The sequence below is a fragment of the Acidovorax sp. LjRoot118 genome (assembly GCF_964253575.1).
In the GTDB taxonomy this organism is placed as follows: domain Bacteria; phylum Pseudomonadota; class Gammaproteobacteria; order Burkholderiales; family Burkholderiaceae_C; genus Acidovorax.
This window is the reverse complement of the sequence record NZ_CAXURB020000001.1, coordinates 6,117,472-6,142,130: the sequence shown is the minus strand read 5'-3', so window position 1 is coordinate 6,142,130 and position 24,659 is coordinate 6,117,472. Positions and strand designations below refer to the sequence as shown.

The following is a 24,659-nucleotide window of genomic DNA, read 5'->3' as shown; positions in this document are numbered from 1 at the left end:
GCGCACAGGGTGCGGTACGCTTGCGATCCATGCGTGTTCTTTCCTGTCTGGCCCTGGTGTCCGCTGCGCTGCTGATCGCAGGCTGCGGCACCTCCCGGCCCCCCTCGTCGTCGTCCTCCTCTTTTCCGTCCGCCCCGGTCCGCACGACGCCGCCGCTGAGCCCGGACCAGGCGCACGGCATTGCCATCCATGCGCTGGGCCTGGTGGGCACGCCCTACCGCTACGGCGGCAATACGCCGGATTCAGGCTTCGACTGCAGCGGGCTGATCGGCTATGTCTACCGCAACCAGGTCGGCACGCCGCCGCCGCGCACCGTGGCCGCGCTCAATTCTTGGGGTTACCCGCTCGAGTCCGGTGAGCTGCGCGCGGGTGACCTGGTGGTGTTCGGCACCGGACGCCAACCCAACCATGCCGGCATCTATGTGGGAGAGGGGCGCTTCGTGCATGCGCCTTCGAGCGGCGGCACGGTGCGGCTGGATTACCTCAGTGCCAAGCACTGGGCCGGGCAAAGGCCCGCCTTCCGCCGGCCTTGATCAACTCGCCAGGCGCTGACCGCCCAGGGCCTGGGCAAAGGCCAGGTGGTTGCCGTCCGGGTCCGTCACCAGGATGGCGCGCACCTTCTTGCTGTTCGAGCGCTGGGCGGTGTCCACCCCCATGCGCTCCAGTTGCTCGCCCTGTTCGTCGATGTCGTCCACCGCCAGCGTGACCGAGCAGCGGCCCGCGCGCCTGGGCAGTTGGTAGACCTGCAGCCAGCCGCCCTGCGGCAGGGTCCATTCCGCCAGTTCGGGCATGGGCTGCGAATCGGGTCCGCGCTCGAACAAGGCTCCATACCATTGCACCGCGTCGGGCAGGCTGCTGACAGCGACACTGGCAAGGGCATTCTGGATGGCCATGGAAACTCCTGGGGACGGGGGTGGGACTGGCTATAGGTATATCTGCGGCGTGGGTGAAACGCTGTAGGACAGCACCCTGGCGCAAAGCCCTCCGGCATCCAAGGCGAAAATGGCGCCCATGACCCTCCACGTACACACCGCCCCCGCGACCACCGCGCTGTCCACCCACGACACGACCCGCATCGACGACACCCGCATCAAGGCCGTGCGCCCGCTGATCACGCCGGCCCTGCTGCAGGAGTGGCAGCCCGCGCCCGAGGCGGCGCAGACGCTGGTGGAAACCAGCCGCGCCGCGATCTCGCGCGTGCTGCACGGGCACGACGACCGCCTCGTCGTGGTGGTGGGGCCGTGCTCCATCCACGACCACGGCCAGGCCATGGAATACGCACGGGCGCTCAAGGCACAGGCCGATGCGCTCGCGGACGACCTGTTGGTGGTGATGCGCGTGTACTTCGAGAAGCCACGCACCACCGTGGGCTGGAAGGGCTACATCAACGACCCGCACCTGGACGGCAGCTTCGCCATCAACGAGGGGCTGGAGATGGCGCGTGCGCTGCTGCTCGACGTGCTGGCACTGGGCCTGCCGGTGGGAACGGAGTTCCTGGACCTCTTGAGCCCGCAGTTCATCAGCGACCTGGTGAGCTGGGGCGCAATCGGCGCCCGCACCACGGAAAGCCAGAGCCACCGGCAGCTGGCCAGCGGGCTGTCGTGCCCGGTGGGCTTCAAGAACGGTACCGACGGCGGCGTGAAGGTGGCCAGCGATGCCATCCAGGCGGCCAGCGCGCCCCACGCCTTCATGGGCATGACCAAGATGGGCCAAGCGGCGATCTTCGAGACGCGTGGCAACAACGACTGCCACGTGATACTGCGCGGCGGCAAGGCGCCCAACTACAGCGCGGCCGACGTGGACGCCGCCTGCGCCATGCTGCAATCGGCCGGCCTGCGCCCACAGGTGATGATCGACGTCTCGCACGCCAACAGCAGCAAGCAGCACCAGCGCCAGGTCACCGTGGCCGAGGACGTGGCGCGCCAGATCGCCGCGGGCGATGCGCGCATTACCGGCCTGATGGTCGAGAGCCATCTGCAGGAAGGCCGCCAGGACATCGTGCCCGGCCAGCCGCTGGCGCACGGCGTCTCGGTGACGGACGCCTGCATCAGCCTCGTGCAGACCGTGCCGGTGCTCGAAGGCCTGGCACAGGCCGTGCGCGCACGCCGCGCACGCAAGGGCTGATTCAGGACAGGACTTCACGTGGAGGGCGCGCCGCCGCACCCTCCACATTGCGCGCCGTGGCCAGCAGCGTGGCGCACAGCGTTTCATCACCTGACTCTGCGACGGCATAGACATCCGCCGCGCAGACGGTAAGCGTGCGGCCCGCGTCCACCACACGGCCCCGGGCGCGCAGGCAGGTGCCACGGGCCGGGGCCAGCAGCTTCACGTGCGCATCCACGGTGGCATTCGTCCAGCCGGCCGGCAGAGTGCTGCCGGCAGCCGCCACGGCGGCAAAGTCGGCCAGCGCGAAGATCGCCGTGGCCTGCAGCTGGCCTGGGCGGAAACACAGGGATTCCTGCACCGGCATCTCCAGGTCCACCTGGCCATGGGCCACCCGGGTGAAGCGCAGGCCCAGGGTTTGCGCAATCGGCATGGCCAGCACATGGGCCTGGAGCAGCGCGGAGGAATCGGGGGCGTGTGGGGTCATGGTTTTCTCCTGGAGACACGGGGGATGGGGGAACTGGCCGGGGCCAGCGGGCGCTTGCGCACGCGTGGCCAGGGGACCGGCGCCGGGTTGGGGGTCTTGGCGGCAGGTTCCCTGGCCTGCAGCCAGGCGATGTGGTCCAGCACCGTCTGGCGCTGGGCCTGCAGCAGGGCCGCCTGGTCCGCCAGTTCCTGCGCCCGCTGGTGCAGGGCCTGCACCATGGCGGCGATGGTGAGCCGGCCGCTGCGAAAGTCCGCCAGGTGCTCGGCAATGCGCGGCAGCGCAAAGCCCAGCTGGCGCGACATGGCGATGAAGACCACCTCGCGCTCGGTACCCTCGGTATAGTCACGGTAGCCGTTGGCCCGGCGCCCGGGCTGCAACAGGCCCTGGCTTTCGTAGTGCCGCAGGGCGTGCACCGAGACCGAGGTGCGGCGGGCGAGTTCGGAGATCTGCATGCCGGCAAGGCTAGCAAGCCTCGCGCTGCACGAAGGTTGCATCCGCGACTGCCACACCGCCCACAGTGCGGGTTAGGGCCGACATGGGGCAAGCGCTTCCCGGTGTAGGATTGCCTTTTTAAGGTTGCAGCGACCACGGTTTGCGTCTAGAAACGGTCATCTGGCACCCCAGGACAGACGGGGGGTGTTTCGCTGCGACTTTTGCCACCCCTTTTTTCATCATCGACTCCGGTCCGGGCTCCTCTTTCCATGCTGGCTACACCGCTCCCCGCAAGAACGTGTCACCGACGCCCGGACACGCACGGCCCGAGCGGCACCTTGCGCGACTGACCATGCAGCATCCAGAGCACGCCACCGCTGAGGCTGCGCGGCTCCATGCACTGCAGTCCTACGCCATCCTGGACACGCCCTCCGAGGACGCCTTCAACAAGCTGGCCGTTCTGGCGTCACGCATCTGCCGGACACCGATGGCGGTGGTCAATTTCGTGGACAGCGAGCGCCAGTGGTTCAAGGCCGCCGTGGGCATCCCGTTCCAGGAGACCGACCGCGCGGTTGCCTTCTGCGCCCACGCACTGAACGGCAGCAAGGACCCGGTGGTGGTGGACGATGCCAGCGCGCACCCGGTGTTCTCCCACAACCCGCTGGTCACCGGCAGCCCGCACATCCGCTTTTACGCCTGTGTTCCGCTGGTCAATGGCGACGGCTTTGCCCTGGGCACGCTGGCGGTGCTGGACACCCGTGCCCGCCGCCTGGAGGCCGAGCAGCTCGACGGCCTCAAGGTGCTGGCCGAGCAGGCCATGGTGCAGCTGGAGCTGCGCCGCCAGCAGCGCCTGCTGGCACAGCTGGTGGAGCAGCGCGACCGCATGCACGACGAGCTGGTGGAGCAGGCAGAAACGCTGCGCGTGGCTGGCCGCATCGCCCAGGTGGGCGGCTGGATCGTGGAGCTGCCCAGCATGCGGCTGAGCTGGTCGCAGGAAATCGCCGCCACTTACGGGCTGACCCGGCGGGTGGGTGCCGTGGGCCAGATCCTGGACCTCTACACGCCGCCGTACCGCAGCGTCTTGCGCAACGCGTTCAGGGCCTGCCTGCGGCACGGTACCCCCTTCGACCTGGAGGCCGAAGTCGTCATGCCGGGGGACCGGCATTTCTGGGTGCGCACCGCCGGCCAGGCGGTGCGGGATGCGCAGGGCCGGGTCATCCGCATCCAGGGGGCCTTCCAGGACATCTCGGCACGCCACCAGGCCGACCTGGCGCTGCAGCGCAGCGAAGAGCGCTTCCAGCTCGTCTCGCGCGCCACGGCCGATGCGATCTGGGACTGGAACCTCACCACCGACGCCATGTGGTGGAACGAGGGCATGCAGACCCTGTTCGGCGTGCCGCTCGACCAGTTGCCGCCGGACAGCACCTCCTGGACGCTGCGGCTGCATCCCGAGGACAGCGAAGCGGTGCTCAAGGGCATCCACGCGGCCATCGACGGAACCGACAGCCACTGGTCGGACGCCTACCGCTTTCGGCGCCAGGACGGCAGCTATGCCTGGGTGCTCGACCGCGGCTTCCTGATCCGCGACAGCAGCGGGCGCGCCGTGCGCATGGTCGGCGGCATGGCCGACCACAGTGCACAGAAGGCGGTAGAACTGGAAGCCCAGCGCGACACGCGCAACCATGCCGAGCTCTTGCACCTGCAGCAGCGCATCTCCTCGCTGGACATGCCGCTCGCCGACGTGCTGCACATGGTGGCCGAGGCGGTGAAGCGCCAGACCGGCGCCCGCGGCGCCATGGTGGAATTGATCGAGGGCCGGCACCTGGCGGCCAAGGCCTCGGCCGGCGACATGGTGCGGCCCGAGGGCGACCTGCTGGCGGTGGATGAATGCATCCTCTGGCCCTCGCTCCAGCAGGGCCGCACGGTGCTTTGCAACGACACCGAGGGCGAGGGCTGGGACATGCAGTCCATGGTCCACCGCCATGGCGTGCGCTCGGTGATGGCCGCGCCGCTGCGCGCAGGGGACGTGGTGGTGGGCTCGCTCACGGTCACCTCGGACCGGGTCAATGCCTTTTCGCGGCGCGACGTGGCGCACCTGGAGATCCTGGCCGAATCGCTCGGCGCCATGGTGCAGCTGCGCCACGTGGCCGGGCAGCTGCATGCCTCGGAGCTGCAGTACCGCATGCTGTTCGACGAACACCCGCAGCCCATGTGGGTGTATGACCGGGGCAGCCTGCGCCTGCTGGCCGTGAACCACGCCATGGTGCACCACTACGGCTACAGCGAAAAGGAACTGCTGCGCATGCACATGCAGGACCTGTGGCCCGCGCAGCACCGCGCAACTGCCGAGCGCCGGCTGCGCGCCATCGACCCGCAGCAGCGCAGCCTGCCCAAGGTGCGCCGCCATGTGCGCAAGGACGGCAGCCTGATCGACATGGAGATCACGGCGGGCAACATCGATTTCAACGGCGTGGGGGCGCGCCAGGTCCTGGCCTCCGACGTGACCGAGCGCGTGCGCAACGAGGCCGAACTGGCCCGCATGGGCCGGGCCCAGCGCCTGCTGAGTGCCTGCAACGAAACCCTGGTGCGCGCCACCTCCGAGGCCGCCTTGCTGCAGGCCATCTGCCAGATCGCGGTGGACATCGGTGGCTACCGCATGGGCTGGGTGGGTTTTGCGCGCGACGATGAGCGCAAGTCCATAGAACCGGTGGCCCATGCGGGCTACAACAACCAGTACCTGGAAGCGCTGCACCTGAGCTGGTCGGAAGACGACGCCTACGGGCGCGGCCCGGCGGGCCGCGCCGTGCGCTCGGGCAAACCCGTGATCGTGCAGGACATCCGCCAGGAAAGCCACTTCGTGGACTGGACCGAGCGCATGCTGGAGCACGGTTTCCACGCCGTGATCTGCCTGCCGCTGCGCGACCGCGACCGCACCTTCGGCCTGCTCTACCTGTACGCACCCGATATCCTGCAGATCAGCACCGAAGAGACCGGGTTGCTGCAGGAACTGGCCAATGACCTGGCCTTTGGCATCAACAGCCTGCGCACCCAGAAGGCGCAGCAGCGGCTGCAGGCCTCGGTGCTCAAGGTGGCAGCGGCCGTGTCGGCCAGCACGGGCACGGAATTCTTCGAGCAGCTGGTGCGCAACATGGCCGAGGCCCTGGATGCCCAGGGCGGCTGCGTGGTGCGCCTGCTGCCGCAGTACCATGACCAGCCACCGCGCGTGAGCACGCTGGCGGCCGTGCTCGACGGCCAGTTCCTTGCGCCCACCGACTACGCGCTCGAAGGCACGCCCAGCCTGCAGCTGCTGGACCAGCGCCAGTTCGTGGTGGCCGACGGGGTACAGCAGCTGTACCCGGATGCGCCGGTGCTGCGCATGGTGCAGGCCCGTGGCTACGCCGGGCAGCAGCTGTGCAACGCCGATGGCGAGGTGGTGGGCCTGGTGTTCGTGCTGTTCCGCCATGCCATCGCCGACCCGAATTTCGTCATCTCCACCCTGCAGATCTTTGCGGCGCGCGCCTCGGCCGAGATCGAGCGCCAGGTGGCGGACGCACGCATCCGCCACCAGGCCTCGCTGCTGGACAAGGCGCAGGACGCGATCATCGTGCGCGACCTGGAACACCGCATCATCTTCTGGAATCTGAGTGCCGAGCGCCTGTATGGCTGGTCTAAGCTGCAGGTGCTGGGCCAGTCGATCGAGACCCTGCTGTACGAGGACCCCACGCACTTTCGCCGCGCCACCCAGGCCACGCTGGAGCATGGGGAGTGGACCGGCGAGATCGTGCAGCAGCACCGCGATGGCAGTTCCATCGATGTGGAGGGCCGCTGGACCCTGGTGCGCGGCGACAACGGCCAGCCCCATTCCATCCTGGCCATCAACACCGACATCCGCCAGCGCAAGGCCACCGAACGCGAGATCCAGCGCCTGGCGTTCTACGACCCCCTCACCGGTTTGCCCAACCGCATGCTGCTGATGGACCGCATGCACCAGGCGCTGGCCAGTGCCCGGCGGCACCAGCAGGGCGGGGCGCTGCTGTTCATCGACCTCGACAACTTCAAGACCCTGAACGACACCCTGGGCCATGACCAGGGTGACATGCTGCTGCAGCAGGTGGCGCAGCGCCTGAACACCTGCGTGCGCGCCGTGGACACCGTGGCCCGCCTGGGCGGCGACGAGTTCGTGGTGATGCTCGAGGAGCTGAGCGCCCGGCCCGACGAGCTGGTACTGCATGCGCGCTCGGTGGGCGAGAAGATCCTGGCCACGCTGGCCATGCCCTATGCCCTGGCGGGCTACCAGTACCGCAGCACGCCGAGCATCGGCGTGGCCCCCTTCACGAGCGAGCAGACCAGCGTGGGCGAGCTGCTCAAGCAGGCCGACCTGGCCATGTACCAGGCCAAGACGGCGGGCCGCAACACGCTGCGCTTTTTCGACCCGCAGATGCAGGCCGTGGTCACCGAGCGCGCCTCGCTCGAGACCGACCTGCGCTCGGCCCTGGCGCAGGATGAGTTTCTGCTGCACTTCCAGCCCCAGGTGCGCCAGTCGGGCCTGGTGGTGGGGGTGGAGGCGCTGCTGCGCTGGGCCCACCCCCAACGCGGCATGGTCTCACCGGCGCAGTTCATTCCGCTGGCCGAGGAAACCGGCCTGATACTGCCGCTGGGCCGCTGGGTGCTGCACACCGCGTGCAAGCTCCTGGCGAGCTGGCAGGACGACCCGGCCCTGAGCCACCTGACCGTGGCCGTCAATGTGAGCTCGCGCCAGTTCCGGCATGCGAGCTTCGTCGACGACGTGGCCCGGGTGCTGGCCATCACGGGCGCCCCCTCGGGCCTGCTCAAGCTGGAGCTGACCGAGAGCCTGCTGGTGGAGGACATGGAAACCACCATTGCCACCATGGCGGCGCTGCGCTCCTACGGGGTGGGCTTCTCGCTGGACGACTTCGGCACCGGCTACTCGAGCCTGAGCTACCTGAAGCGCATGCCGCTGGACCAGCTCAAGATCGACCAGAGCTTCGTGCGCGACCTGCTCACCGACCCGAACGACGCAGCCATCGTGGACACCATCATCGGCCTGTCGCGCAGCCTGGGCCTGGAGGTCATCGCCGAAGGCGTCGAAACCGCCGAGCAACGCGAGCTGCTGGCCCGCGCAGGGTGCCAGCTCTACCAGGGCTACCTCTTCAGCCGCCCCCTGCCTGTGGACGCGCTGGAGGCCTTCCTGCGCAGTCCTGGATAAGAAACCCCTTGAGTCGCTTCGCGCCTTCCCCCGGAGGGGGACGCCCCCAGCGCGGCGGGGCGGCCCTTGCGCGGGGGCACTGGCTTCGGTAGCGCCATTTTTTAGAACATGTGCTACGTGGAGTGCAGAGCTGCCGCTTTTCGCGCCTGAAGCCAGTTCGACCGGAGAAGAAGGGAGTGGAGCGACGATGAATGTTGTTCCCTGTCTTCTTCTTATAGTCTTTATAAATACATAGTCGTAGTAGTAGAGCGCGGCATTTTGTGTGGACAAGTGCATTTTTCCGTGGCCTGGCAAGCACTTGCGTGGCGCTGAACCCTGTGTGCCGCACGCGGTTCCTGCTGTCGCGCCAACGGGGACAAATACCGGAGATGGCTCTTCTCTGTGGACAACCGGGCAGTTGTGCCAGCAATTCCCCCAAAGTTATGCACAAGGACCGGCTGATACGTGGAGAAGTCACTGCGCAGGCGGGCTTTTCTCCTGGGGGTGCGGCTTTTTGCACCCCTTCAGGGTCGTCTGCAAACTGGCGATGGCTTATCGGCCCCCTGCGGCCTCCTGTTCAGCCAGGCGTGCCTCCGCAAGCCAGCCTGGCCCTTGCAGCTGCCCCTGGCCTGCCGTTGCAAAGAAGGGGCCTTCTGCGGCCTGTGAAGGGCACGGGCAGCTCTTTCTTCCCTGTAGGGTGCCAGCGCGTTGCCCTGTGGGTACAACAGGCTCCAGGTCGGTCGACGCGCCCTGCATCAGGTTTTGCTTGTTATTCTTTAATAGCTCTATAAATCAATAGCAGTAGTAGTAGAGCAGGGGCTTTTTTGTGGACAAGCCCATTTTTCCCAATGCTGGCGCGCACTTGCGTGGCTTCAAACCCTGTGGCACGACGGGGCTGAACTTTGCGGTTGGATGACAACAACTTTCGGCTGCGCCGCAGTTCTGTGGATAACCAATGGGTTGTTCGGCAACCATACCCATGGTTATCCACAGATGGATCGGAGCCCGGGCACAAAAAAGCCCGCCGAAGAGGCGGGCTGTGGGGCCAGGTGCCGGGTAGGCCGGTCGCCGGGGCTGGTGGCCGGCTCAGAAGTGGTACCCGTAGCGCAGTTGCGCGAAGTTCTCGCCCGGGTTGGGCTTCTTCACGCCGGCATTGGAGACATGCTGTACACGCAGCACGATGTCGTGCCGGCGCTGCTCGCCCAGGCTGACCCCCAGTCCCAGGTGGGAGGCGAAGTTGGCACGGGTGCTGAAGGTGCGTTCGGGCGTGACGTAGCGCTTGTCGGCCACCGTGAGGCCGATGCCGCCCTCCCAGAACCAGGCCGAGCGGCCTTCGTCCATGCGCAGGCGCAGGGTGGGGGTGACGCCGAGCACTGTGGTGTGCGAGCGCCCGCCCTGCGCACCGTCAAAGGTCCAGCGGCTGGCGTAGAGATCCCAGTAGCCCGTGAGCTGGCCACCCCACAGCGGGCGTTGCCAGTCCTTCCAGGGCAAGGTGCCGCCGAGGGTGATGGCATCGGTATCCCGGCGGGCCTGGGAGCCCTGGATGTAGATGGAGGGTGAGGCCTGTGCGCTCTGTTGTGCCATGGCGGTCTGCGGCACAGCGGCCAGGGCGCCCAGCGCCACGGCGGCTGCCAGCGCAACGGAGAGTGGGGAAGAAGCCGGGCGGAAGGGTTTGGTGTTCATGGTTTTGTTCCGTGGTTTGACATACACAGCTGTATGTAAATGAGTGTAGGAACGCCCCCACCAGTGGTTTTGTAGGCCGCAACCGCAGCTTGATGGCGGAAAAAGGAAAAGGGCTCCGAATGGAGCCCTTCTGATGGTTGCGACACCGCTGCCGCGCAGGCGGGTGTCGCACGCCCGGCGCTTACTTCTGCGCTGCCGGTGCTGCTGCTGCACCGGCGGGCTTGTCGCCATGGCCGCGGTGGCCATGGGGGCCGTGCTTGCCATGTTCACCCCGCGGGCCCATGCGCTGGGCGCGGGCATCGAAGGTCTTTTGCTGCTCGGGCGTCAGCACGGCATAGAAGGCCTTGGTGGCTTCACCGCGGCGGTCGGCCTCGGCGGCGTGCTGTGCACGCATGGCGCGCATGCGGTCGATGCGCTCGGGGGTGGTGAGCTTGTCCATGTCCTTGTGGTCCAGGCGGGCCTGGCGTTCGCCCGGTTGCATGGAGGCGGTGAAGGTGTTCCAGGCAGGTTCCTGCGCCGGGGTCAGCTTGAGCTGTGCCTTGAGCGCGGCGGCGCGCTGGGCCATGTGGGCCTGGTGGCGTTCGCGGTGTTCGCCTGGGCCCTTGCGGGCATCGGGGGCGGCTGCCGCACCCACGGCGGGCGGGTTGGCAGGGGTGGGCTGTGCCAGCGCTGGCAGGGCCAGGGCGGCGAGGACGGCGGCGGCAACGGTGTGGCGGGACAGGAAAGCCATGGTGAGAGTCCTTTCAGAGGGAGGAAGGGGCCCCGGAACGGTGGTTCCAGCGGTTGACTGCAGTGTCTGCCTGCCATGTATCGCCCGCATGCACGTTGTTTGTCCCAGTGTAAAGTTGTGACAAGAAGATCGTCTTTACCTGCGGGCCCTTGCAGCTATCAAAAGCGGAGCAGGCGCATGGATTTTCCCCGTGTTGCGCTGCGGCCCGGTACGCAAGGGGCGCCGACCACCGACAATGGAGGGTTCCGTGCCAGCGCCGCAGGCGTGCATGGCACCGGTGGACAGCTTCGTCCGGTAACCAGAGGGTTTTTCGTGTTCAAGAACATGATCGTGTACCGCATTGCTCCGCAATGGCAGGTGGAATTGACGCAGGTGGAAGAGGCGCTGGCCAAGGCCCCCTTCATGGAGTGCGGTGCCACGCAGGAAAAGTCGCTGGGCTGGGTGCCGCCGCGCGGCGATGAGCATGGCGCCATGGTCGAATCGGTGGGAGGGCAGTGGATCCTGCGCTTCATGGTCGAGTCCAAGGTGCTGCCAGGCTCGGTGCTCAACCGCCGCGTGAAGGAAAAGGCCGAGCGCATCGAGAAGGAAACCGGGCGCAAGCCCGGCAAGAAGGAGAGCAAGGAGCTCAAGGAAGAAGCCAAGCTCGACCTGCTGCCCATGGCCTTCACCAAGCAGGGCTCGATGTGGGTATGGATCGACAGGGAAGCACGCACCATCGTGTTCGACACGTCCAGCCAGGGCCGTGCCGACGAGGTCGTTTCGCTGCTGGTCGAATACCTGCCGGGCCTGTCGGTCTCGCTGTTGTACACCGAGACCAGCCCGCAGGTGGCCATGTCGCACTGGTTGAGCACGCAGGAGCCGCCCGTGGGCTTCACCGTGGACCGCGAATGCGAGTTGAAGAGCGCCGACGAGTCCAAGGCCGTGGTGCGCTATTCGCGCCACCCGCTGGACATCGAGGAAGTGCAGGCGCACATCGCCGCCGGCAAGCTGCCCACCAAGCTGGCGCTGACCTGGGACGACCGCGTCTCGCTGATGCTGACCGAGGGGCTGCAGATCAAGAAGGTGTCCTTCCTGGACACCGTGTTCGAAGGCACCAAGGCCGATGACGGCGGTTTCGACACTGACGTGGCCATCGCCACAGGGGAGCTGTCCAAGCTGATCCCCGACCTGATCGAGGCGCTGGGCGGTGAATCCGATGGCATTGGGGCCAGCGCTGTTGCGCAAGCCATCCCTGCGGGCAGCGGCCCCTCGGGCCCGGGCCTGGCCGCCGCTGCACCCGTGCCGCCGCGCGGCAAGGATGTGGCGGGGCGCGCGATCACCGGGCCGGCGACGGCACCGGCGGACACCGACCCCGACTCGGCCCCGTTCTGAGCGGGCGGGGCGCGGCAATGGCTGGCATGGACAACGCGGCCTGCGGTCGATGAAAGCCATTCCGCCCATCCACCTGATCCTGGCCTTCGACACGGTGGCGCGACTGTGCAGCTTCAGCAAGGCGGCCGAGGAGCTGCACCTGTCGCACAGCACGGTGAGCCACCGCATCCGCGAACTGGAGCGGCTGCTGGCGCGGCCGCTGTTCGTGCGCAGCACGCGCGCCGTGGCGCCCACGGCCGAGGGGGCGCACCTGCACCAGCAGCTCAAGGAGCCGCTGCTGCGGCTGCTGCAGATCTTCGGTGCGGACGCTGCCGGCCAACTGCCTGTGGTGCGCATCAGCGCCTTGCCCTCGTTTGCGCGCTGGCGCCTGGTGCCGGCCCTGTCGCGCCTGGGCGCACAGCCGCCGGGGTGGGGCGTGGAGATCCACCCCTCCATCGACACGGTGGACGTGGACCGGGGCGATGCCGACATTGCCGTGCGCTTTGCGCGCACCCGACCGGCCGCCCACCATTGCGAAAAGCTCATGGACGACGAGTGGTTCCCCGTGGCGGCGCCGGCCTACCTGGCGCGGCTGGGCGTGCCCGCCGACACGGCGGCGTTCCGCAAGGCGGTGTTGCTCTCGCACACGCGCCAGCCCTGGAAGCCGTGGCTGGACAAGGCGGGGATCCGGGTCGCCGCACCGCGCCAGCAGGGCATGGCCTTCACGGACACGGGCTTTGTGCTCGATGCGGCCCTGGGCCTGCAGGGCATTGCGCTGGGCCGGCGCTCGCTGGTGCAGGACCTGCTGGCCAGTGGCGCGCTGGTGCGCCTGGGCGAGGTGGCGCTGCCCTCAGAGCAGTCGTACTACCTGCTCGCGTCGGAACGCATGGCCATCACGCCGCAGGGGCAGCAGGTGATGGCCTGGATCCGCAGCCTGGCGCCGGTCAGCCCGCCAGCGTGAGCACGATGCCGGCCAGCACGCCGGCGATGGCCAGCGACTTCTGGGCAATGAAGCGCTCACGCAAGAACAAGGCACCGAGCGCGAACACCATGACCAGGTTGCTGCGGCGCAGCACGGCGATCACCGAAATCATGGCCCCCTCGGTCTGCACGGCAGCGAGGTAGAGGTACTCCGCCGCCAGATAGGCCAGCGCGATCGCGGGCACGGCCCAGTGGCGCGTGAACAGGCTGCGCAGCGAAACGCTGCGCCCCACCCAGGGCAGCAGGGCCAGTGCGATCACGCCGCGCTGCACCGCCGACCAGCCTTGCACGGCCGCCAGGTCCAGCCGCAGCCCGGCGAGGATGTGCTTGTCGTACAGTGCGTTGGCCGAGGACAGCAGCGTGGCGGCCAGCATGCATAGCACCCAGCCGTCGCGGTGAAAGCGGATGCCCTCGCGGCTGCCGATGCGCGCGAACAGATGGTAGGACAGCATGGACACCGCCAGGCCCAGCCACTGCCACCCGGTGAGCTGCTCGCCGAGCAGCACGATGGCACCGGCCGCCGTCCACAGCGGGCCCGACGCGCGCACGCCGGCCGAGATCGACAGCGGCAGTGCCTTGACCGCGTAGTACGACAGTACCCAGGTGGCGACCATCATCAGCGACTTGGGCAGCACCAGTGCCTGTTCGCGCCAGCCCAGCGGTGCGGGGTAGAGGCCCCAGGGCTGCAATGCAGGTGCCGCAGTGGCCGGTGCGAGCAGAAAGGGCAGCCACAGGAATGCGCCGAGCGCGGAACTCAGCACGACCACGTCGAGCACGCTTTTCTCGCGCAGCGCGAGCTTGGTGAGGAAGTCGTAGGTACCCAGCACCAGGCCGGCAAAGAGACCCAGGGCGACCCAGGTCATGGAGCACCCCAGCGGGTAGGGGACGGGACAACGGTGAAGTGCGGCACGGGGTGTTTTTCAGCAAGGAGGAAGAAGCCCCCAAGCGTAGAAACATGGCGCCGCCGATTGATGGGAAATGGCCACGCATTGCTGTGCCGCTTTCAGCAATGCGCCAGGCAGCAGGTGCCTGGGCGGATCACACCCGTTCGAAGATCGCCGCAATCCCCTGACCGCCGCCGATGCACATGGTCACCAGCGCATAGCGCCCGCCCGTGCGGTGCAGCTCGGCGATGGCCTTGGTGGTGATGATGGCGCCCGTGGCGCCCACGGGGTGGCCGAGCGAAATGCCCGAGCCGTTGGGGTTGACCTTGGCCGGATCGAGGCCCAGCTCCTGGATCACGGCGCAGGCCTGGGCGGCGAAGGCCTCGTTGGCCTCGATCACGTCCATGTCCTGCACCGTGAGGCCGGTGCGCTGCAGGACCTTCTGCGTCGCCGGCACGGGGCCGATGCCCATGTAGGCCGGCTCCACGCCCGCATGCGCGTAGCCCACCAGGCGGGCCAGGGGTTTCAGGCCCAGGGCGGAGGCACGCGCGCCCGAGGCCAGCACCACGGCGGCGGCGCCGTCATTGATGCCTGAGGCATTGCCGGCGGTGACCAGGCCATCCTTCTTGAACGCGGGCTTCATGCCGGCCAGCACTTCCAGGGTGGTATTGGCGCGCACGTGCTCGTCCGTGTCGAAGACCACCGTGCCTTTGCGCGTGGTGATCTCCACCGGCACGATCTGCTCGCGGAAGTAGCCCGCAGCGATGGCGTGCGCTGCGCGCTGCTGGCTTTGCACAGCCAACTGATCCTGTGCCTCGCGGCCGATGCGGTAGCGCTCGGCCACGTTCTCGGCGGTGATGCCCATGTGCATCTTCTGCCACGGGTCGTGCAGGATGCCGAGCATAGGGCCTGTTCACCCCAATTTCGGGGATCGCGTTGCCCGGCCTGGGGGCTGGATGCTAGGCGCCCGTGTGCAGCAAGGTGTGCACCTTGCAAGCGCGGGCAACGCTGCAGACGGCCCCCAGGCCGGGCAACCCGAAGGGAAGGCCCATGCCGGCGCGCCACTCGTCGTTGCGTTCCTTGCGTGTGCAAGGGCACACGCTGTGTCGCGCGCCTAGATTGGCGCGCCGGCAAGGGCCTTCGCGACCCCGAAATTGGGGTGAACAGGCCCTAGTCGATGCTCTTGGCATCGCCCATGCGTGCGCCGTAGCGCGCGGCGGTGTCGAAATAGGGGCCGCGGCTCATGGATTCGCTGCCGCCGCCGATGGCGATGTCGCAATCCCCGTAGCCGATGGCCTGCGCTGCAGAAATGATGGCCTGCAGGCCCGAGCCGCACAGGCGGTTGGCGTTGAAGGCCGGTGTCTCGATGGGGCAGCCCGCATCGATGGCGGCCACGCGCGCGAGGTAGGCGTCCTTGGTGTCGGTGGGGATCACGTTGCCCATCACCACGTGGCCGATGGCATCGGCCGGCAGGCCGCTGCGCGCGATGGCGGCCTTCACGGCGGTGGTGGCCAGGTCGGTGTTGGGCACGTCCTTGAGGCTGCCGCCGAAGGTGCCGATGGCGGTGCGCGCGGTGGAGAGGACGTAGACGTCTTGGAGGCTGCTCATAGGGAATGTGTCGAAAGAGAAGAAAGGGAATTCAGCGCCCGTTGAACTGGGCGGGCCGGCGTGCGTAGAAGGCCGCTATGCCTTCGCGGAAGTCTGCGGTGGCGGCGCAGTGCGCAAAGGCCTGCTGCTCGGCCGCCAGCTGCTCGGGCAGGCTGCGTTCCAGCGACTGGCGCATGAGGCGTTTCATTGCGCCGTAGGCCACGGTGGGGCCGGCGGCCAGGCGCTCGGCCACGGCGGTGGTGGCGGCGTCGAGTTCGGCCATGGGTACCACGCGGTTGACCAGGCCCAGGCGCAGCGCATCCTCGGCCGTGAAGGAATCGCCGAGCAGCGCGATCTCCAGCGCCTGGCGCAGGCCCACCATGCGCGGCAGCGCCCAGGAGGCGCCCACGTCGCAACTGGTGCCCAGGTTGATGTAGGCCAGGTTCAGGCGCGTGCCCTCGGCCATGAGCACGTAGTCGGCCTGCAGCAGCATCGACAGGCCGGCGCCTGCGGCCACGCCGTGTACCTGGGCGATCACGGGCGCATCGATCTGCGCCAGCAGGGCCAGGCCCGCGTGCAACGGCCCGAGCAGTTCCATCGCGCCCTGCACGGGGTTGGCGCGCAGGGTGGCCAGATCGCCGCCGGCCATGAAGCCCTTGCCGTTGCCGCGCAGCACCACGGCGCGCACGCTGGCGTCTGCCGCAATGGCCTGCACGGCGGCCAGGAAGGCCTGGGCCATGGGCACGTCGATGGCGTTGAGCGCGGCGGGGCGGTTGAAGCGCAAGGTGGCGATGGCGCCCTGGCGCTCGTGCAGCAGGGCGGGAGGCGCAGCCTCGGTGTCGTCGGTCATGTCGGTTCCTCAGCGGTACAGCGCCTCGATCTCGGCAGCGTAGGTCTTGTAGATGCTGGAGCGGCGCACCTTCATGGTGGCGGTGACCTCGCCGTCGTCGTGGTCCAGCTCCTTGGTGAGAAGGTGGAACTGGCGGATCTGCGAGACCTGGGCCAGGCGCTCGTTGCCGCGGCGGATCTCGGTGTCGATGAGTTCGCGCACCTCGGGTGCCTCGACCAGCGAACGGAAATGCGTGAACGCCAGGCGCCGGGCCTCGGCCCACTTGCCCACGGTCTCGTAGTCGATCATCACCAGCGCGCCGACGAACTTGCGTCCCTCGGCGACGATGATGCATTCCTTGATGAAGGGGCTGCCCTTCATGGTGTTCTCGATCTCCGAGGGCGTGAGGTTCTTGCCGCCGGCCGTGATCATGATGTCCTTGAGCCGGTCGACGATCTTCAGTTGGCCCTGCTCTTCGCGCACCACGTCGCCGGTGTGCAGCCAGCCGTCGATGATGCTCGTGGCCGTGGCCTCGGGGTTCTTGTAGTAGCCCGCGAACACCATGTCGCCGCGCAGCTGCAGCTCGCCATTGTCGGCAATGCGGTGCTCCACGCCCAGCGTGGGCACGCCCACGGTGCCCACCACCACCTGGTCCAGCCGGTGGCCCGTGACCATGCCGGTGGATTCGGTCAGGCCGTAGACCTCCACCAGCGGCAGGCCGAGCACACGAAAGAAGCGCACCACGTCGGGCGGGATGGGTGCGGCCCCGGTGAGCGCCACGCGCGCATCGCGCAGGCCGATGAAATTCTGCAGCGCACGGAACACCAGCCAGTAGCTGGCGGCGAAGGTGGCCCGCTCGGCCAGGCTCCAGCTGCTGCGCGGCTTCTCGGCCAGGGGCTGGCAGGCGGCGATGGCGCGGTGGAACAGCCGGCGGCGCAGGCCCCCGGTCTCCTGCAGCTTGATGTGGATGGCGGCATGCATCTTCTCCCAGATGCGCGGCACGCCCAGGAACATGGTGGGCGCTACCTCGCGCAGATCCTCCTGCACGGTGCGGATGGATTCGCCGAAGTTCACCTGCGAACCGATGTACACCGGCACGAAGCTGGTGAGCATCTGCTCGGCCACGTGGCACAGCGGCAGGTAGGACAGGTGGGTGGTGGCCGCGTCGAGCTGCAGCCGGTCGACGATGCCGGGCACCACGCCGCGGATGTTGCGGTAGCTGATCATCGCGCCCTTGGGCTTGCCGGTGGAGCCCGAGGTGTAGATCATCAGGCCCACGTCGTCGAGCGTCTGGCGCGCGAGTGCCTCGTCCACCAGCGCCTGCGATCCCGATGCGGCGCCCAGCGCCTCGACCTCGGTGAAGGTGGCGATCAGCGCGCGCACCTCGGGCGCGAAGCTGCGCAGGCCCTTGGTCTCCATGACGATGATCTTTTTGAGGCGCGGCAACTCGGGCAGCGCCGCGAGCAGCTTGTCGGTCTGCTCCTGGTCCTCGCAGACCATGATCTCGATGTCGGCATGGCCGACCACATAGGCCACCTCGTTGGTGGGGCTGGTGGGGTAGACGCCCACGGTGACCGCACCGACCAGGCCGGCGCCCATCTGCGCCAGGACCCACTCCGTGCGGTTCTCCGAGATCACGCCCACATGGCCGCCGGCCGGCAGCCCGAGCGCGCGCAACCCCAGGCCGAAGTGGCTGGCCCGCTCGTGGTAGCTGGCCCAGGTGAAGGGCTTCCAGATGCCGAAGTCCTTTTGCCGGATGGCCACGCGGCCGGGCTCGGTGCGCGCGCGCTCGCGCAGCATCTGGGGCAGGGTGAGTTCGGGGAGGGTCATGACAGCCATCTTTTGCGGCGCTTGTAGTGCTTGATGTCCTTGAAGCTTTTCGCTTCGCCACCGCCGCCCATGCCGAGGTAGAACTCGCGCACGTCGGGGTCGCTGGCCAGGCGCTCGGCCGTGCCGTCGATCACGATCTTGCCGTTCTCCATGATGTAGCCCTGGTGGGCGACGGCCAGCGCCACGGTGGCGTTCTGTTCGACCAGCAGCATGGAGGTGCCGCGCTCGGCGTTGATGCGCGCGATGATGGTGAAGATGTCTTCCACGAGCTTGGGCGACAGGCCCAGCGAGGGCTCGTCGAGCAGGATCAGCTCTGGCTGGGCGATCAGCGCGCGGCCGATGGCCAGCATCTGCTGCTCGCCGCCCGAGAGGTAGCCGGCCAGGCCCCGGCGCCGCTCGTGCAGGCGCGGGAAATAGCTGTAGACGCTGTCGAAATCGGGCTTCGCAACCTTGCGGCCCGTGAGTGCATAGGTGGCGGCCACGAGGTTCTCTTCGACCGTGAGGTCCTCGAAAACACGGCGGCCTTCCATCACATGGGACAGGCCATTGCGCACCAGCTGCTGGGGCGCCAGGTGGGCCGTGGGCTGGCCGTTGAAGCGGATGCTGCCGCCCTGCACTTGACCATCCTCCAGCGCCAGCAGGCCCGACACCGCCTTGAGCGTGGTGGACTTGCCCGCGCCGTTGCTGCCCAGCAGCGCCACGATCTGCCCGCGCGGCACGGACAGCGACAGGCCGCGCAGGGCCTGCACGACCTTGTTGTAGATGACCTCGATGTTGTTGACTTCGAGGACGAACTCAGGGGCGTGCGGCATCACGGTCTCGGCGGCTGGGAAGGAGCACTGCGAACCGCGCCGCACCCGGCGCATGCCGTGGGCGCTGCTCTGCCAGCGCACCCGTGGAACCGGCTTTGCCGGGCCTCGGGGTGCGTCCCCCTGAAGGGGGAAGGCGCGAAGCGACTCAGGGGGGGTGTCAGGGACATCAGAGCTTGATCCAGTCGGAAGCGGCGACCATTTTTTGTGCCTTCATGTCCGCGCGGTACACGCGGCCCACAGGGATGGAGTTGCCGCTGATGGTGATCGGCACGCCGATCAGGCCGCCGGTGTCGAAGTCCTTGATGCTGTTGAGCGCAGCCTTGAGGTTCTTGCCGTCGAGCGGTTTGCCGGCATCCAGGCAGCGTTTGGCCGATTCGGTGAACAGCATGGCGGCGAGGAAGCCCTGGATGTAGGCCGTGCTCTGGTACTCGGGGCGCAGCGCGCGGATCTTCTCCAGCATGGGCGCCTTCTCGGTATCGTAGTAGTAGCGGTAGGGCATCACGCCCATGAAGCCGTCGGCGGCCTCGCCCATCTTCATCACGGTGGAGCTGTCCATGGTCCAGAAGGTGCCCATCCACTTGCTGGTCATGCCCTGCTGCTTGCCCTGGGTGATGAACTCGGGGATGGGGGCCAGGATGTAGCCGTGGAAGATGGTGTAGTCGGGCGCTGCGCGGCGCAGCTTGATGACCTCGCCGGAGACGTCCACGCTGCCGGCGGGCGTCATGATCTTGACGGGCACGGACAAGCCGAGTGCCTTGGCAGCGGCTTCGCTCTTGTCGATGGGGTCGCGGCCGAATTCGGAGTCGGAGTACACGAAGGCCACCTTGGCACCGGGCTTTTCCTTGGCGATGTGCTTGAGCAGGATGCCGAACATCTCGGTGTAGTCAGGGCCGACGAGGAACTGGTTGGGGTACTTGGCCGGGTCGTTGAGTTCGGACGCGAACGAGGCGCCGGCCATCAGCGTGCTGCCCGCGCGGTCGAGCTCGGGATTGATGGTCTTGGCAAAGCCCGTGGAGTCGCCGTAGTAGAGGTTGACCTTGTTCTGGCTGGTGATCTTCTTGTAGGCCGCCACCGAGACGTCGACCTTGTAGCCTGTGTCCTCGGGCACGTACTTGAGCTTGCGGCCCTTGATGCCGCCCGCGTCGTTGACCATCTTCACGTAGTCGCCGATGCCGGCATTGATGCCCACGCCCGCAAACGCGAACACGCCCGTGAGCGGGATGGAACCGCCGATGACGATGTCTTCGCCGCTGGCCTGTGCGGTGGCGGTGAGCGGTGCGGCCAGCGTGGCGCCCGCGGCGAGCAGCAGGGTGCGGCGGCGCTGGGATGCGAGGGATGGGGTGGTGGTCGTGGGCATGGTGCTTGTCTCCTTCATGGTTTTATAGGCTGCAGCGGCTCTCTCAATTGCGGAACGGCCACAGATGGAAAAAGCGGCGAATGCGCCGCCACACTTCTGCGAGCCCCTGCGGCTCGAACACCAGAAATCCGATGATCAGCAGGCCGAAGATCACGGTGCGCACGGGCGACAGGAACACCGTGAGCTCGTTGCCGCCGGGCAGCAGGTTGACCACCAGCTTGAGCAGTTCGGGCACCATGGTCATGAACACCGCGCCCAGGATGCCGCCCAGGATGGAGCCCATGCCGCCGACGATGATGGCCGCCAGGAAGAAGATGGACATGAGCAGCGGAAAGCTCTCGGGCGTGACCACGCGGAAAAAGTAGGCCCAGAGCCCGCCGGCCACGCCCGCGTAGAACGAGGACAGCCCGAACGACAGCAGCTTGTAGCGCAGCAGCGGTATGCCCAGCACCTCGGCCGAGATGTCGCGGTCGCGGATGGCGATGAAGGCGCGGCCCACGCGCGTGCGAAACAGATTGGCCGCGCCCAGCAGCATGAGCACGGTGATGGGCACGATCACCCAGTACAGGCGAAACGAGGTGTCGAGCGGCAGCCCGAACAGCTTGGCGGGCGGCACGCTCAGTCCCCCGGTGCCGCCCGTGAACTTCCAGTTGGCGAAGATGAAGTGCGCGATGAACGATGCGGCGATGGTGGCGATGGCCAGGTAAAGGCCCTTGACGCGCAGCGAGGGGATGCCCACGACGATGCCACCCAGCATGGCCACGAAGCCGCCAGCCAGCAGGTTCAGGAGGAAGGGCGTGCCCGCGCGTGTCTCCAGCACGGCCACGGTGTAGGCCCCCAGGCCCATGAAGGCGGCCTGCCCCAGGCTCACCAGCCCCGTGTAGCCCGTGAGGATGTTGAGCCCCGTGGCGCTGGCCACGTTGATGCTGACCAGGCAGGCCAGGTACAGCCAGTAGTCGCTGGCCATGAAGGGAAAGAGCAGCAGCAGCACGGCGGCCACGGCCAGCCACACCTTCTGCGTGCGCGAGTCGAACAGCGCCGCGTCGGCGATGTAGCTTTCCTTGAGGGTTCCGATGCGCATGGCGTGCCTTACAGACGTTCTATTTCGTGCGTGCCGAACAGGCCGTACGGGCGCACCAGCAGCACGGCCACGAGCACGATGAAGGTGGCCAGGAGCTTGTATTCGCCGCCCAGGTAGGCGCCGGCCAGGGCCTCGATGAGGCCGATGAGCAGGCCGCCGATGAGGGCGCCGAGCACGCTGTCAAGCCCGCCGACGATGACCACCACCAGCACCGACAGGCCGAACACGCCCATGCTCGACGAGATGCCGCCGATGGAGCCGACGATGATCCCGGAGACTGCGGCGATCATGGCCGAGACCACCCAGGCCAGCGAGAACACGCGCGGCACGTTGATGCCCACCGAGTAGGCGGCGGCCTGGTCGCTGGCCGTGGCGCGCAGGGCCACGCCGCCGCGCCAGAAGCGGAACACCAGCAGCACGGCGGCGATGAAGGCCACGGCGATCATGGCGCCCCAGAACACCTTCGGCGCGAGGAAGGCCTCGCCGATCATGATGGGCTTGGTCGGCATGAACTCGGGCAGGCGGCGCTGGTCGGCCGTCCAGATCATCTCCACCAGGCCCACGAGCACCGAAGCCAAGCCCACGGTGACCATGAAGACGGAGATCGGCGGCTCGCCCAGCAGCGGGCGGATCATGGTGCGCTCGATCACCGCGCCCAAGAGGCCCGAGCCGAGCACCGCTGCAGGAATGGCCAGCCACAGCGGCAGAGCGAAGGTGGCGGCGAAGGTGAAGAACAGGTAGGCGCCGACCATGAGCATCTCGCCGATGGCGATGTTCACCACGCGCGTGGCCTTGTAGACCATGACGAAGGCCAGCGCCGCCAGTGCATAGAGGCCGCCACCGGAGATGCCGGTGAGGCTGATTTCGAAGAGGTAGGCCCAATCCATCACGCGGCCCCTTGCAGCGGCGCCGCAGCACCGGCATGCAGCCGGGCCCGCAGGTCGCCTACGTCGCCCGAGCCCAGGTAGGCGCGTATGACCTCGGGGTTGGCCTGCACCTCACCCGGCGTACCCTGGGCGATGACCTGGCCGAAGTTGAGCACCACCACGTGGTCCGACAGGTCCATGACCATGCCCATGTCGTGCTCGACCATGAGCACGGTGACGCCCCATTCGGCGCGCACGTCGAGGATGAAGCGCGCCATGTCCTCGGTCTCCTCGCGGTTCATGCCGGCCACGGGCTCGTCGAGCATCAGGATCTCGGGCTGCATGGCCAGGGCGCGGGCCATCTCCACGCGCTTTTGCAGGCCGTAGGGCAGGGCCGAGACCGGCGCGTGGCGGATGTGGTCGATCTCCAGGAAGTCGATGATGCGCTCCTCGATGTCGGCGCGCAGGGCGGCCTCTTCGCGCCGTGCGCGGCCGATGTACAGCAGCGCGTCGAGCACGTTGGCCTTGAGGTGCGCGTGGCGCCCGAGCTTGATGTTGTCGAGCACCGTCATGCCGCGGAACAGCGCGATGTTCTGGAAGCTCCGCCCCAGGCCCAGCCGGGCGCGCTGCGGGGCCGGCACCCGCGTGATGTCCTGGCCCTTGAAGCGGATGGCACCGCTGCCCGGGCGGTAGAAGCCCGAGATGGTGTTGAACAGCGAGGTCTTGCCCGCGCCGTTGGGCCCGATGACGGCGGTGATGGAGCCGGCCTGCACGCCGAAGCCCACGCCCGTGAGCGCCTTGACCCCGCCGAAAGCCAGCGTGACGCCATCGACCTGCAGCAGGGGCGGCGCGCTGGCGGGGGGATTGCCGGGTGGGTGTGTCTCCATTGGCTTTCTAATGCGGGTTTGTGCTGACCAGAAAATTTCCGCGGACCGGCGGATATTTCCTACTTGTGCGTAAACTGATTACTCGCGAGTAGATTCTGGAAGGCCCCGCGCCAAACCAGCATCCGTACTTTCCCGAGGAACCAGCCCGCCATGCCCAGCCCCACCGTGTCGCCCCCCCGCAGTGCGGATCGCCCGCCCGCGTCGCCCTGGGCGCCCGCGTCCCACCGCGAACAGCAGCGCGAGGCCAAGCGCAATGCCGTGCTGCAGGCGGCCGCCCAGCTGTTCAACGAACGCGGCTTTCACGCCACCTCGCTCGACGACATCGCCGCGCGGCTGAACGTCACCAAGCCCACGCTGTACTACTATGTCAAGAACAAGGACGAGATCCTGCTGCAGTGCGTGAGCAAGGGCCTCGAAATGATGCTCGAGGGCATCGATGCCTCGCGCGCGGCCGGCGGCAAGGCCGTCGACCAGCTCATGACCTGCATGCAGGTCTATGCGCGCATCGTCACAGAGGATTTCGGCAAGTGCCTGATCCGCGTGGGCGACGAGCAGCTGCCGCCCGAGAGCCGCGCCGAACTACGCCGCCACAAATCCGCCATCGACCGGGAGTTCCGACGCCTGGTGGCCGAGGGCGTGCAGGAGGGCTCGCTGCAGCCGTGCGATCCGAAGATGACGGCCTTCGTGATCGCCGGGGCGCTGAGCTGGATCGGCCGCTGGTACCAGCCCGGCGGTGAGTACACGGCCGAGCAGGTGGCCGAGCAGTGCATAGCGACGCTGTGCCAGGGGGTGTTGCGGCGCGCCGATGGCGCGGTGGTGGCCAAGGCGCCTGCCAAGCGGGTGCGCAAGGCGGCACCGGCTGCAGCAGCGGCACCGCGCAAGCGCGCCTAGTGCCTGGGGGGAGCTGGCTCCCCCGCCAGGTCATCCAGGATCGGGCAGTCCGGCCGCTCATCCCCATGGCAGCACGACACCAGCGTTTGCAGGCTGCGCTGCATGGCCTGCATGGCGGCGATGCGCTCGTTCAGGTCCTCGATGTGGGCCTGGGCGATGCGCTTGACCTGGCTGCTGGCGCGGCTGCGGTCCTGCCACAGGGCGAGCAGGCCGGCGATCTCTTCCATCGAAAAGCCCAGGTCGCGTGCGCGGCGGATGAAGCGCAGGCCATGGACGTCGGCTGCGGTGTACTGGCGGTAGCCGCTGTCGGTGCGCGCCACGCCGGCCACCAGGCCCAGGGACTCGTAGTGGCGCACCATGCGTGCCGAGACACCGGCACGGCGCGCGGCCTCGCCGATGGGCACGGGCCAGTCGGTCTTGCTCATGCCGCGACGGCGTAGCCTTCTTCGGCGATGGCGGCGGCCAGCGCTGCGCGGTCGGCGTTGCTGTGCGCCACATGCACGCTGCCGCTGGCGCGGTCGATGCGCACCGTGGCATCGGGGTCCACACCCTGCACGGCTTGGGTCACGGCGCGCTCGCAGTGGCCGCAGGTCATGCCCTGGACCTGGAAGTCATGGCTGGTGGTTGTGGATGGCTGCATGTGAAGACTCCTTGCTGATTGGC

Annotated in this window: 21 protein-coding genes and 2 pseudogenes; 6 read left to right on the top strand and 17 right to left on the bottom strand. The window is 67.9% G+C overall.

What is annotated here, in order from left to right:
• The first annotated feature begins 29 nt into the window (after positions 1 to 29).
• The gene (locus ACSQ9E_RS28905; RefSeq protein ID WP_057200436.1) at positions 30 to 533 is read left to right on the top strand and encodes a C40 family peptidase; all 504 of its coding nucleotides are present in this window, start codon (positions 30 to 32) and stop codon (positions 531 to 533) included.
• Here the strand turns inward: ACSQ9E_RS28905 and ACSQ9E_RS28900 are convergent, their stop codons facing one another.
• Positions 534 to 893 (bottom strand): VOC family protein, encoded by a 360-nt coding sequence (locus tag ACSQ9E_RS28900; RefSeq protein ID WP_436219828.1) that lies wholly within the window; start codon positions 891 to 893, stop codon positions 534 to 536. It lies immediately after the preceding gene.
• Positions 894 to 1,011: 118 nt separating this feature from the next.
• Here ACSQ9E_RS28900 and ACSQ9E_RS28895 point away from each other — a divergent pair, with 118 nt between their 5' ends.
• The gene (locus ACSQ9E_RS28895; protein WP_436219827.1) at positions 1,012 to 2,124 is read left to right on the top strand and encodes a 3-deoxy-7-phosphoheptulonate synthase; all 1,113 of its coding nucleotides are present in this window, start codon (positions 1,012 to 1,014) and stop codon (positions 2,122 to 2,124) included.
• Position 2,125: 1 nt separating this feature from the next.
• Here ACSQ9E_RS28895 and ACSQ9E_RS28890 read toward each other — a convergent pair whose 3' ends face one another.
• Together ACSQ9E_RS28890 and ACSQ9E_RS28885 are read right to left on the bottom strand one after the other, a co-directional pair.
• Complete coding sequence (locus ACSQ9E_RS28890; RefSeq protein ID WP_057200434.1) at positions 2,126 to 2,590, bottom strand: PaaI family thioesterase; 465 nt, start codon at positions 2,588 to 2,590, stop codon at positions 2,126 to 2,128.
• Positions 2,587 to 3,042, bottom strand: a complete 456-nt coding sequence (locus ACSQ9E_RS28885) for a MerR family DNA-binding transcriptional regulator (RefSeq protein ID WP_436219826.1) — start codon at positions 3,040 to 3,042, stop codon at positions 2,587 to 2,589. Before ACSQ9E_RS28885 ends, ACSQ9E_RS28890 begins: the two co-directional genes overlap by 4 nt.
• Before the next feature lie 332 nt (positions 3,043 to 3,374).
• Between ACSQ9E_RS28885 and ACSQ9E_RS28880 the strand changes: the two genes are divergently transcribed.
• Entirely contained in the window at positions 3,375 to 8,249 is a 4,875-nt protein-coding gene (locus ACSQ9E_RS28880; RefSeq protein ID WP_436219825.1) for an EAL domain-containing protein, read from the top strand.
• Between the two features lie 1,065 nt (positions 8,250 to 9,314).
• On the opposite strand, the gene ACSQ9E_RS28875 is transcribed toward ACSQ9E_RS28880, so the two are convergent.
• On the bottom strand, positions 9,315 to 9,911 hold the full coding sequence (locus ACSQ9E_RS28875) for an acyloxyacyl hydrolase (protein ID WP_057266863.1): 597 nt from the start codon (positions 9,909 to 9,911) through the stop codon (positions 9,315 to 9,317).
• A gap of 181 nt (positions 9,912 to 10,092) precedes the next feature.
• Complete coding sequence (locus tag ACSQ9E_RS28870; RefSeq protein ID WP_436219824.1) at positions 10,093 to 10,641, bottom strand: Spy/CpxP family protein refolding chaperone; 549 nt, start codon at positions 10,639 to 10,641, stop codon at positions 10,093 to 10,095.
• Between the two features lie 312 nt (positions 10,642 to 10,953).
• Between ACSQ9E_RS28870 and ACSQ9E_RS28865 the strand changes: the two genes are divergently transcribed.
• Both ACSQ9E_RS28865 and ACSQ9E_RS28860 read left to right on the top strand, forming a co-directional pair.
• Positions 10,954 to 12,012, top strand: a complete 1,059-nt coding sequence (locus tag ACSQ9E_RS28865) for a recombination-associated protein RdgC (RefSeq protein WP_057200429.1) — start codon at positions 10,954 to 10,956, stop codon at positions 12,010 to 12,012.
• Positions 12,013 to 12,061: 49 nt separating this feature from the next.
• Positions 12,062 to 12,952, top strand: coding sequence for a LysR substrate-binding domain-containing protein (locus ACSQ9E_RS28860; RefSeq protein WP_436219823.1), 891 nt, complete (start codon positions 12,062 to 12,064; stop codon positions 12,950 to 12,952).
• Here ACSQ9E_RS28860 and ACSQ9E_RS28855 read toward each other — a convergent pair.
• The 10 genes and pseudogenes from ACSQ9E_RS28855 to ACSQ9E_RS28810 all read right to left on the bottom strand — a co-directional run bounded on the left by ACSQ9E_RS28855 (position 12,936) and on the right by ACSQ9E_RS28810 (position 23,105).
• Complete coding sequence (locus ACSQ9E_RS28855) at positions 12,936 to 13,835, bottom strand: EamA family transporter (protein ID WP_436219822.1); 900 nt, start codon at positions 13,833 to 13,835, stop codon at positions 12,936 to 12,938. The two genes, ACSQ9E_RS28860 and ACSQ9E_RS28855, sit on opposite strands and share 17 nt — an antisense overlap.
• Before the next feature lie 175 nt (positions 13,836 to 14,010).
• A pseudogene (locus ACSQ9E_RS28850) lies at positions 14,011 to 14,760 on the bottom strand (acetyl-CoA C-acyltransferase); the annotation flags it as partial.
• A gap of 269 nt (positions 14,761 to 15,029) precedes the next feature.
• Positions 15,030 to 15,464, bottom strand: a pseudogene (locus tag ACSQ9E_RS28845) (beta-ketoacyl synthase N-terminal-like domain-containing protein); the annotation flags it as partial.
• Between the two features lie 31 nt (positions 15,465 to 15,495).
• Positions 15,496 to 16,293, bottom strand: coding sequence for an enoyl-CoA hydratase/isomerase family protein (locus tag ACSQ9E_RS28840; protein ID WP_436219821.1), 798 nt, complete (start codon positions 16,291 to 16,293; stop codon positions 15,496 to 15,498).
• A gap of 9 nt (positions 16,294 to 16,302) precedes the next feature.
• The gene (locus ACSQ9E_RS28835) at positions 16,303 to 18,102 is read right to left on the bottom strand and encodes an AMP-dependent synthetase/ligase (protein WP_436176257.1); all 1,800 of its coding nucleotides are present in this window, start codon (positions 18,100 to 18,102) and stop codon (positions 16,303 to 16,305) included.
• On the bottom strand, positions 18,099 to 18,914 hold the full coding sequence (locus ACSQ9E_RS28830) for an ABC transporter ATP-binding protein (RefSeq protein WP_436219820.1): 816 nt from the start codon (positions 18,912 to 18,914) through the stop codon (positions 18,099 to 18,101). Before ACSQ9E_RS28830 ends, ACSQ9E_RS28835 begins: the two co-directional genes overlap by 4 nt.
• 166 nt (positions 18,915 to 19,080) lie before the next feature.
• The gene (locus tag ACSQ9E_RS28825; protein ID WP_436176259.1) at positions 19,081 to 20,271 is read right to left on the bottom strand and encodes an ABC transporter substrate-binding protein; all 1,191 of its coding nucleotides are present in this window, start codon (positions 20,269 to 20,271) and stop codon (positions 19,081 to 19,083) included.
• A 43-nt stretch (positions 20,272 to 20,314) separates the two neighbouring features.
• Positions 20,315 to 21,352, bottom strand: a complete 1,038-nt coding sequence (locus ACSQ9E_RS28820; protein ID WP_436219819.1) for a branched-chain amino acid ABC transporter permease — start codon at positions 21,350 to 21,352, stop codon at positions 20,315 to 20,317.
• A gap of 8 nt (positions 21,353 to 21,360) precedes the next feature.
• Positions 21,361 to 22,239, bottom strand: coding sequence for a branched-chain amino acid ABC transporter permease (locus ACSQ9E_RS28815; RefSeq protein ID WP_436219818.1), 879 nt, complete (start codon positions 22,237 to 22,239; stop codon positions 21,361 to 21,363).
• Entirely contained in the window at positions 22,239 to 23,105 is an 867-nt protein-coding gene (locus tag ACSQ9E_RS28810) for an ABC transporter ATP-binding protein (protein ID WP_436219817.1), read from the bottom strand. The genes ACSQ9E_RS28815 and ACSQ9E_RS28810 overlap by 1 nt, the downstream gene beginning before the upstream one ends.
• A gap of 150 nt (positions 23,106 to 23,255) precedes the next feature.
• On the opposite strand from ACSQ9E_RS28810, the gene ACSQ9E_RS28805 reads away from it, so the two are divergent.
• A complete protein-coding gene (locus tag ACSQ9E_RS28805) occupies positions 23,256 to 23,996 on the top strand; it encodes a TetR/AcrR family transcriptional regulator (RefSeq protein ID WP_436219816.1) in 741 nt (246 codons plus the stop codon).
• On the opposite strand, the gene cueR is transcribed toward ACSQ9E_RS28805, so the two are convergent.
• Both cueR and ACSQ9E_RS28795 read right to left on the bottom strand, forming a co-directional pair.
• Positions 23,993 to 24,421, bottom strand: coding sequence for a Cu(I)-responsive transcriptional regulator (gene cueR / locus ACSQ9E_RS28800; protein ID WP_436176263.1), 429 nt, complete (start codon positions 24,419 to 24,421; stop codon positions 23,993 to 23,995). The genes ACSQ9E_RS28805 and cueR overlap by 4 nt on opposite strands.
• On the bottom strand, positions 24,418 to 24,636 hold the full coding sequence (locus ACSQ9E_RS28795) for a heavy-metal-associated domain-containing protein (protein ID WP_428002952.1): 219 nt from the start codon (positions 24,634 to 24,636) through the stop codon (positions 24,418 to 24,420). Before ACSQ9E_RS28795 ends, cueR begins: the two co-directional genes overlap by 4 nt.
• Positions 24,637 to 24,659: the final 23 nt, after the last annotated feature.

Bases quoted from the DNA above. Each gene is read 5' to 3' on its own strand.
- ACSQ9E_RS28885 (WP_436219826.1), bottom strand. From the start codon at position 3,042: ATGCAGATCTCCGAACTCGCCCGCCGCACCTCGGTCTCGGTGCACGCC.
- ACSQ9E_RS28825 (WP_436176259.1), bottom strand. From the start codon at position 20,271: ATGCCCACGACCACCACCCCATCCCTCGCATCCCAGCGCCGCCGCACC.
- ACSQ9E_RS28875 (WP_057266863.1), bottom strand. From the start codon at position 9,911: ATGAACACCAAACCCTTCCGCCCGGCTTCTTCCCCACTCTCCGTTGCG.
- ACSQ9E_RS28795 (WP_428002952.1), bottom strand. From the start codon at position 24,636: ATGCAGCCATCCACAACCACCAGCCATGACTTCCAGGTCCAGGGCATG.
- ACSQ9E_RS28805 (WP_436219816.1), top strand. From the start codon at position 23,256: ATGCCCAGCCCCACCGTGTCGCCCCCCCGCAGTGCGGATCGCCCGCCC.
- ACSQ9E_RS28905 (WP_057200436.1), top strand. From the start codon at position 30: ATGCGTGTTCTTTCCTGTCTGGCCCTGGTGTCCGCTGCGCTGCTGATC.
- ACSQ9E_RS28895 (WP_436219827.1), top strand. From the start codon at position 1,012: ATGACCCTCCACGTACACACCGCCCCCGCGACCACCGCGCTGTCCACC.
- ACSQ9E_RS28860 (WP_436219823.1), top strand. From the start codon at position 12,062: ATGAAAGCCATTCCGCCCATCCACCTGATCCTGGCCTTCGACACGGTG.
- ACSQ9E_RS28890 (WP_057200434.1), bottom strand. From the start codon at position 2,590: ATGACCCCACACGCCCCCGATTCCTCCGCGCTGCTCCAGGCCCATGTG.
- ACSQ9E_RS28840 (WP_436219821.1), bottom strand. From the start codon at position 16,293: ATGACCGACGACACCGAGGCTGCGCCTCCCGCCCTGCTGCACGAGCGC.
- ACSQ9E_RS28815 (WP_436219818.1), bottom strand. From the start codon at position 22,239: ATGGATTGGGCCTACCTCTTCGAAATCAGCCTCACCGGCATCTCCGGT.
- ACSQ9E_RS28810 (WP_436219817.1), bottom strand. From the start codon at position 23,105: ATGGAGACACACCCACCCGGCAATCCCCCCGCCAGCGCGCCGCCCCTG.
- ACSQ9E_RS28900 (WP_436219828.1), bottom strand. From the start codon at position 893: ATGGCCATCCAGAATGCCCTTGCCAGTGTCGCTGTCAGCAGCCTGCCC.
- ACSQ9E_RS28880 (WP_436219825.1), top strand. From the start codon at position 3,375: ATGCAGCATCCAGAGCACGCCACCGCTGAGGCTGCGCGGCTCCATGCA.
- ACSQ9E_RS28820 (WP_436219819.1), bottom strand. From the start codon at position 21,352: ATGCGCATCGGAACCCTCAAGGAAAGCTACATCGCCGACGCGGCGCTG.
- ACSQ9E_RS28870 (WP_436219824.1), bottom strand. From the start codon at position 10,641: ATGGCTTTCCTGTCCCGCCACACCGTTGCCGCCGCCGTCCTCGCCGCC.
- ACSQ9E_RS28855 (WP_436219822.1), bottom strand. From the start codon at position 13,835: ATGACCTGGGTCGCCCTGGGTCTCTTTGCCGGCCTGGTGCTGGGTACC.
- ACSQ9E_RS28835 (WP_436176257.1), bottom strand. From the start codon at position 18,102: ATGACCCTCCCCGAACTCACCCTGCCCCAGATGCTGCGCGAGCGCGCG.
- cueR (WP_436176263.1), bottom strand. From the start codon at position 24,421: ATGAGCAAGACCGACTGGCCCGTGCCCATCGGCGAGGCCGCGCGCCGT.
- ACSQ9E_RS28830 (WP_436219820.1), bottom strand. From the start codon at position 18,914: ATGCCGCACGCCCCTGAGTTCGTCCTCGAAGTCAACAACATCGAGGTC.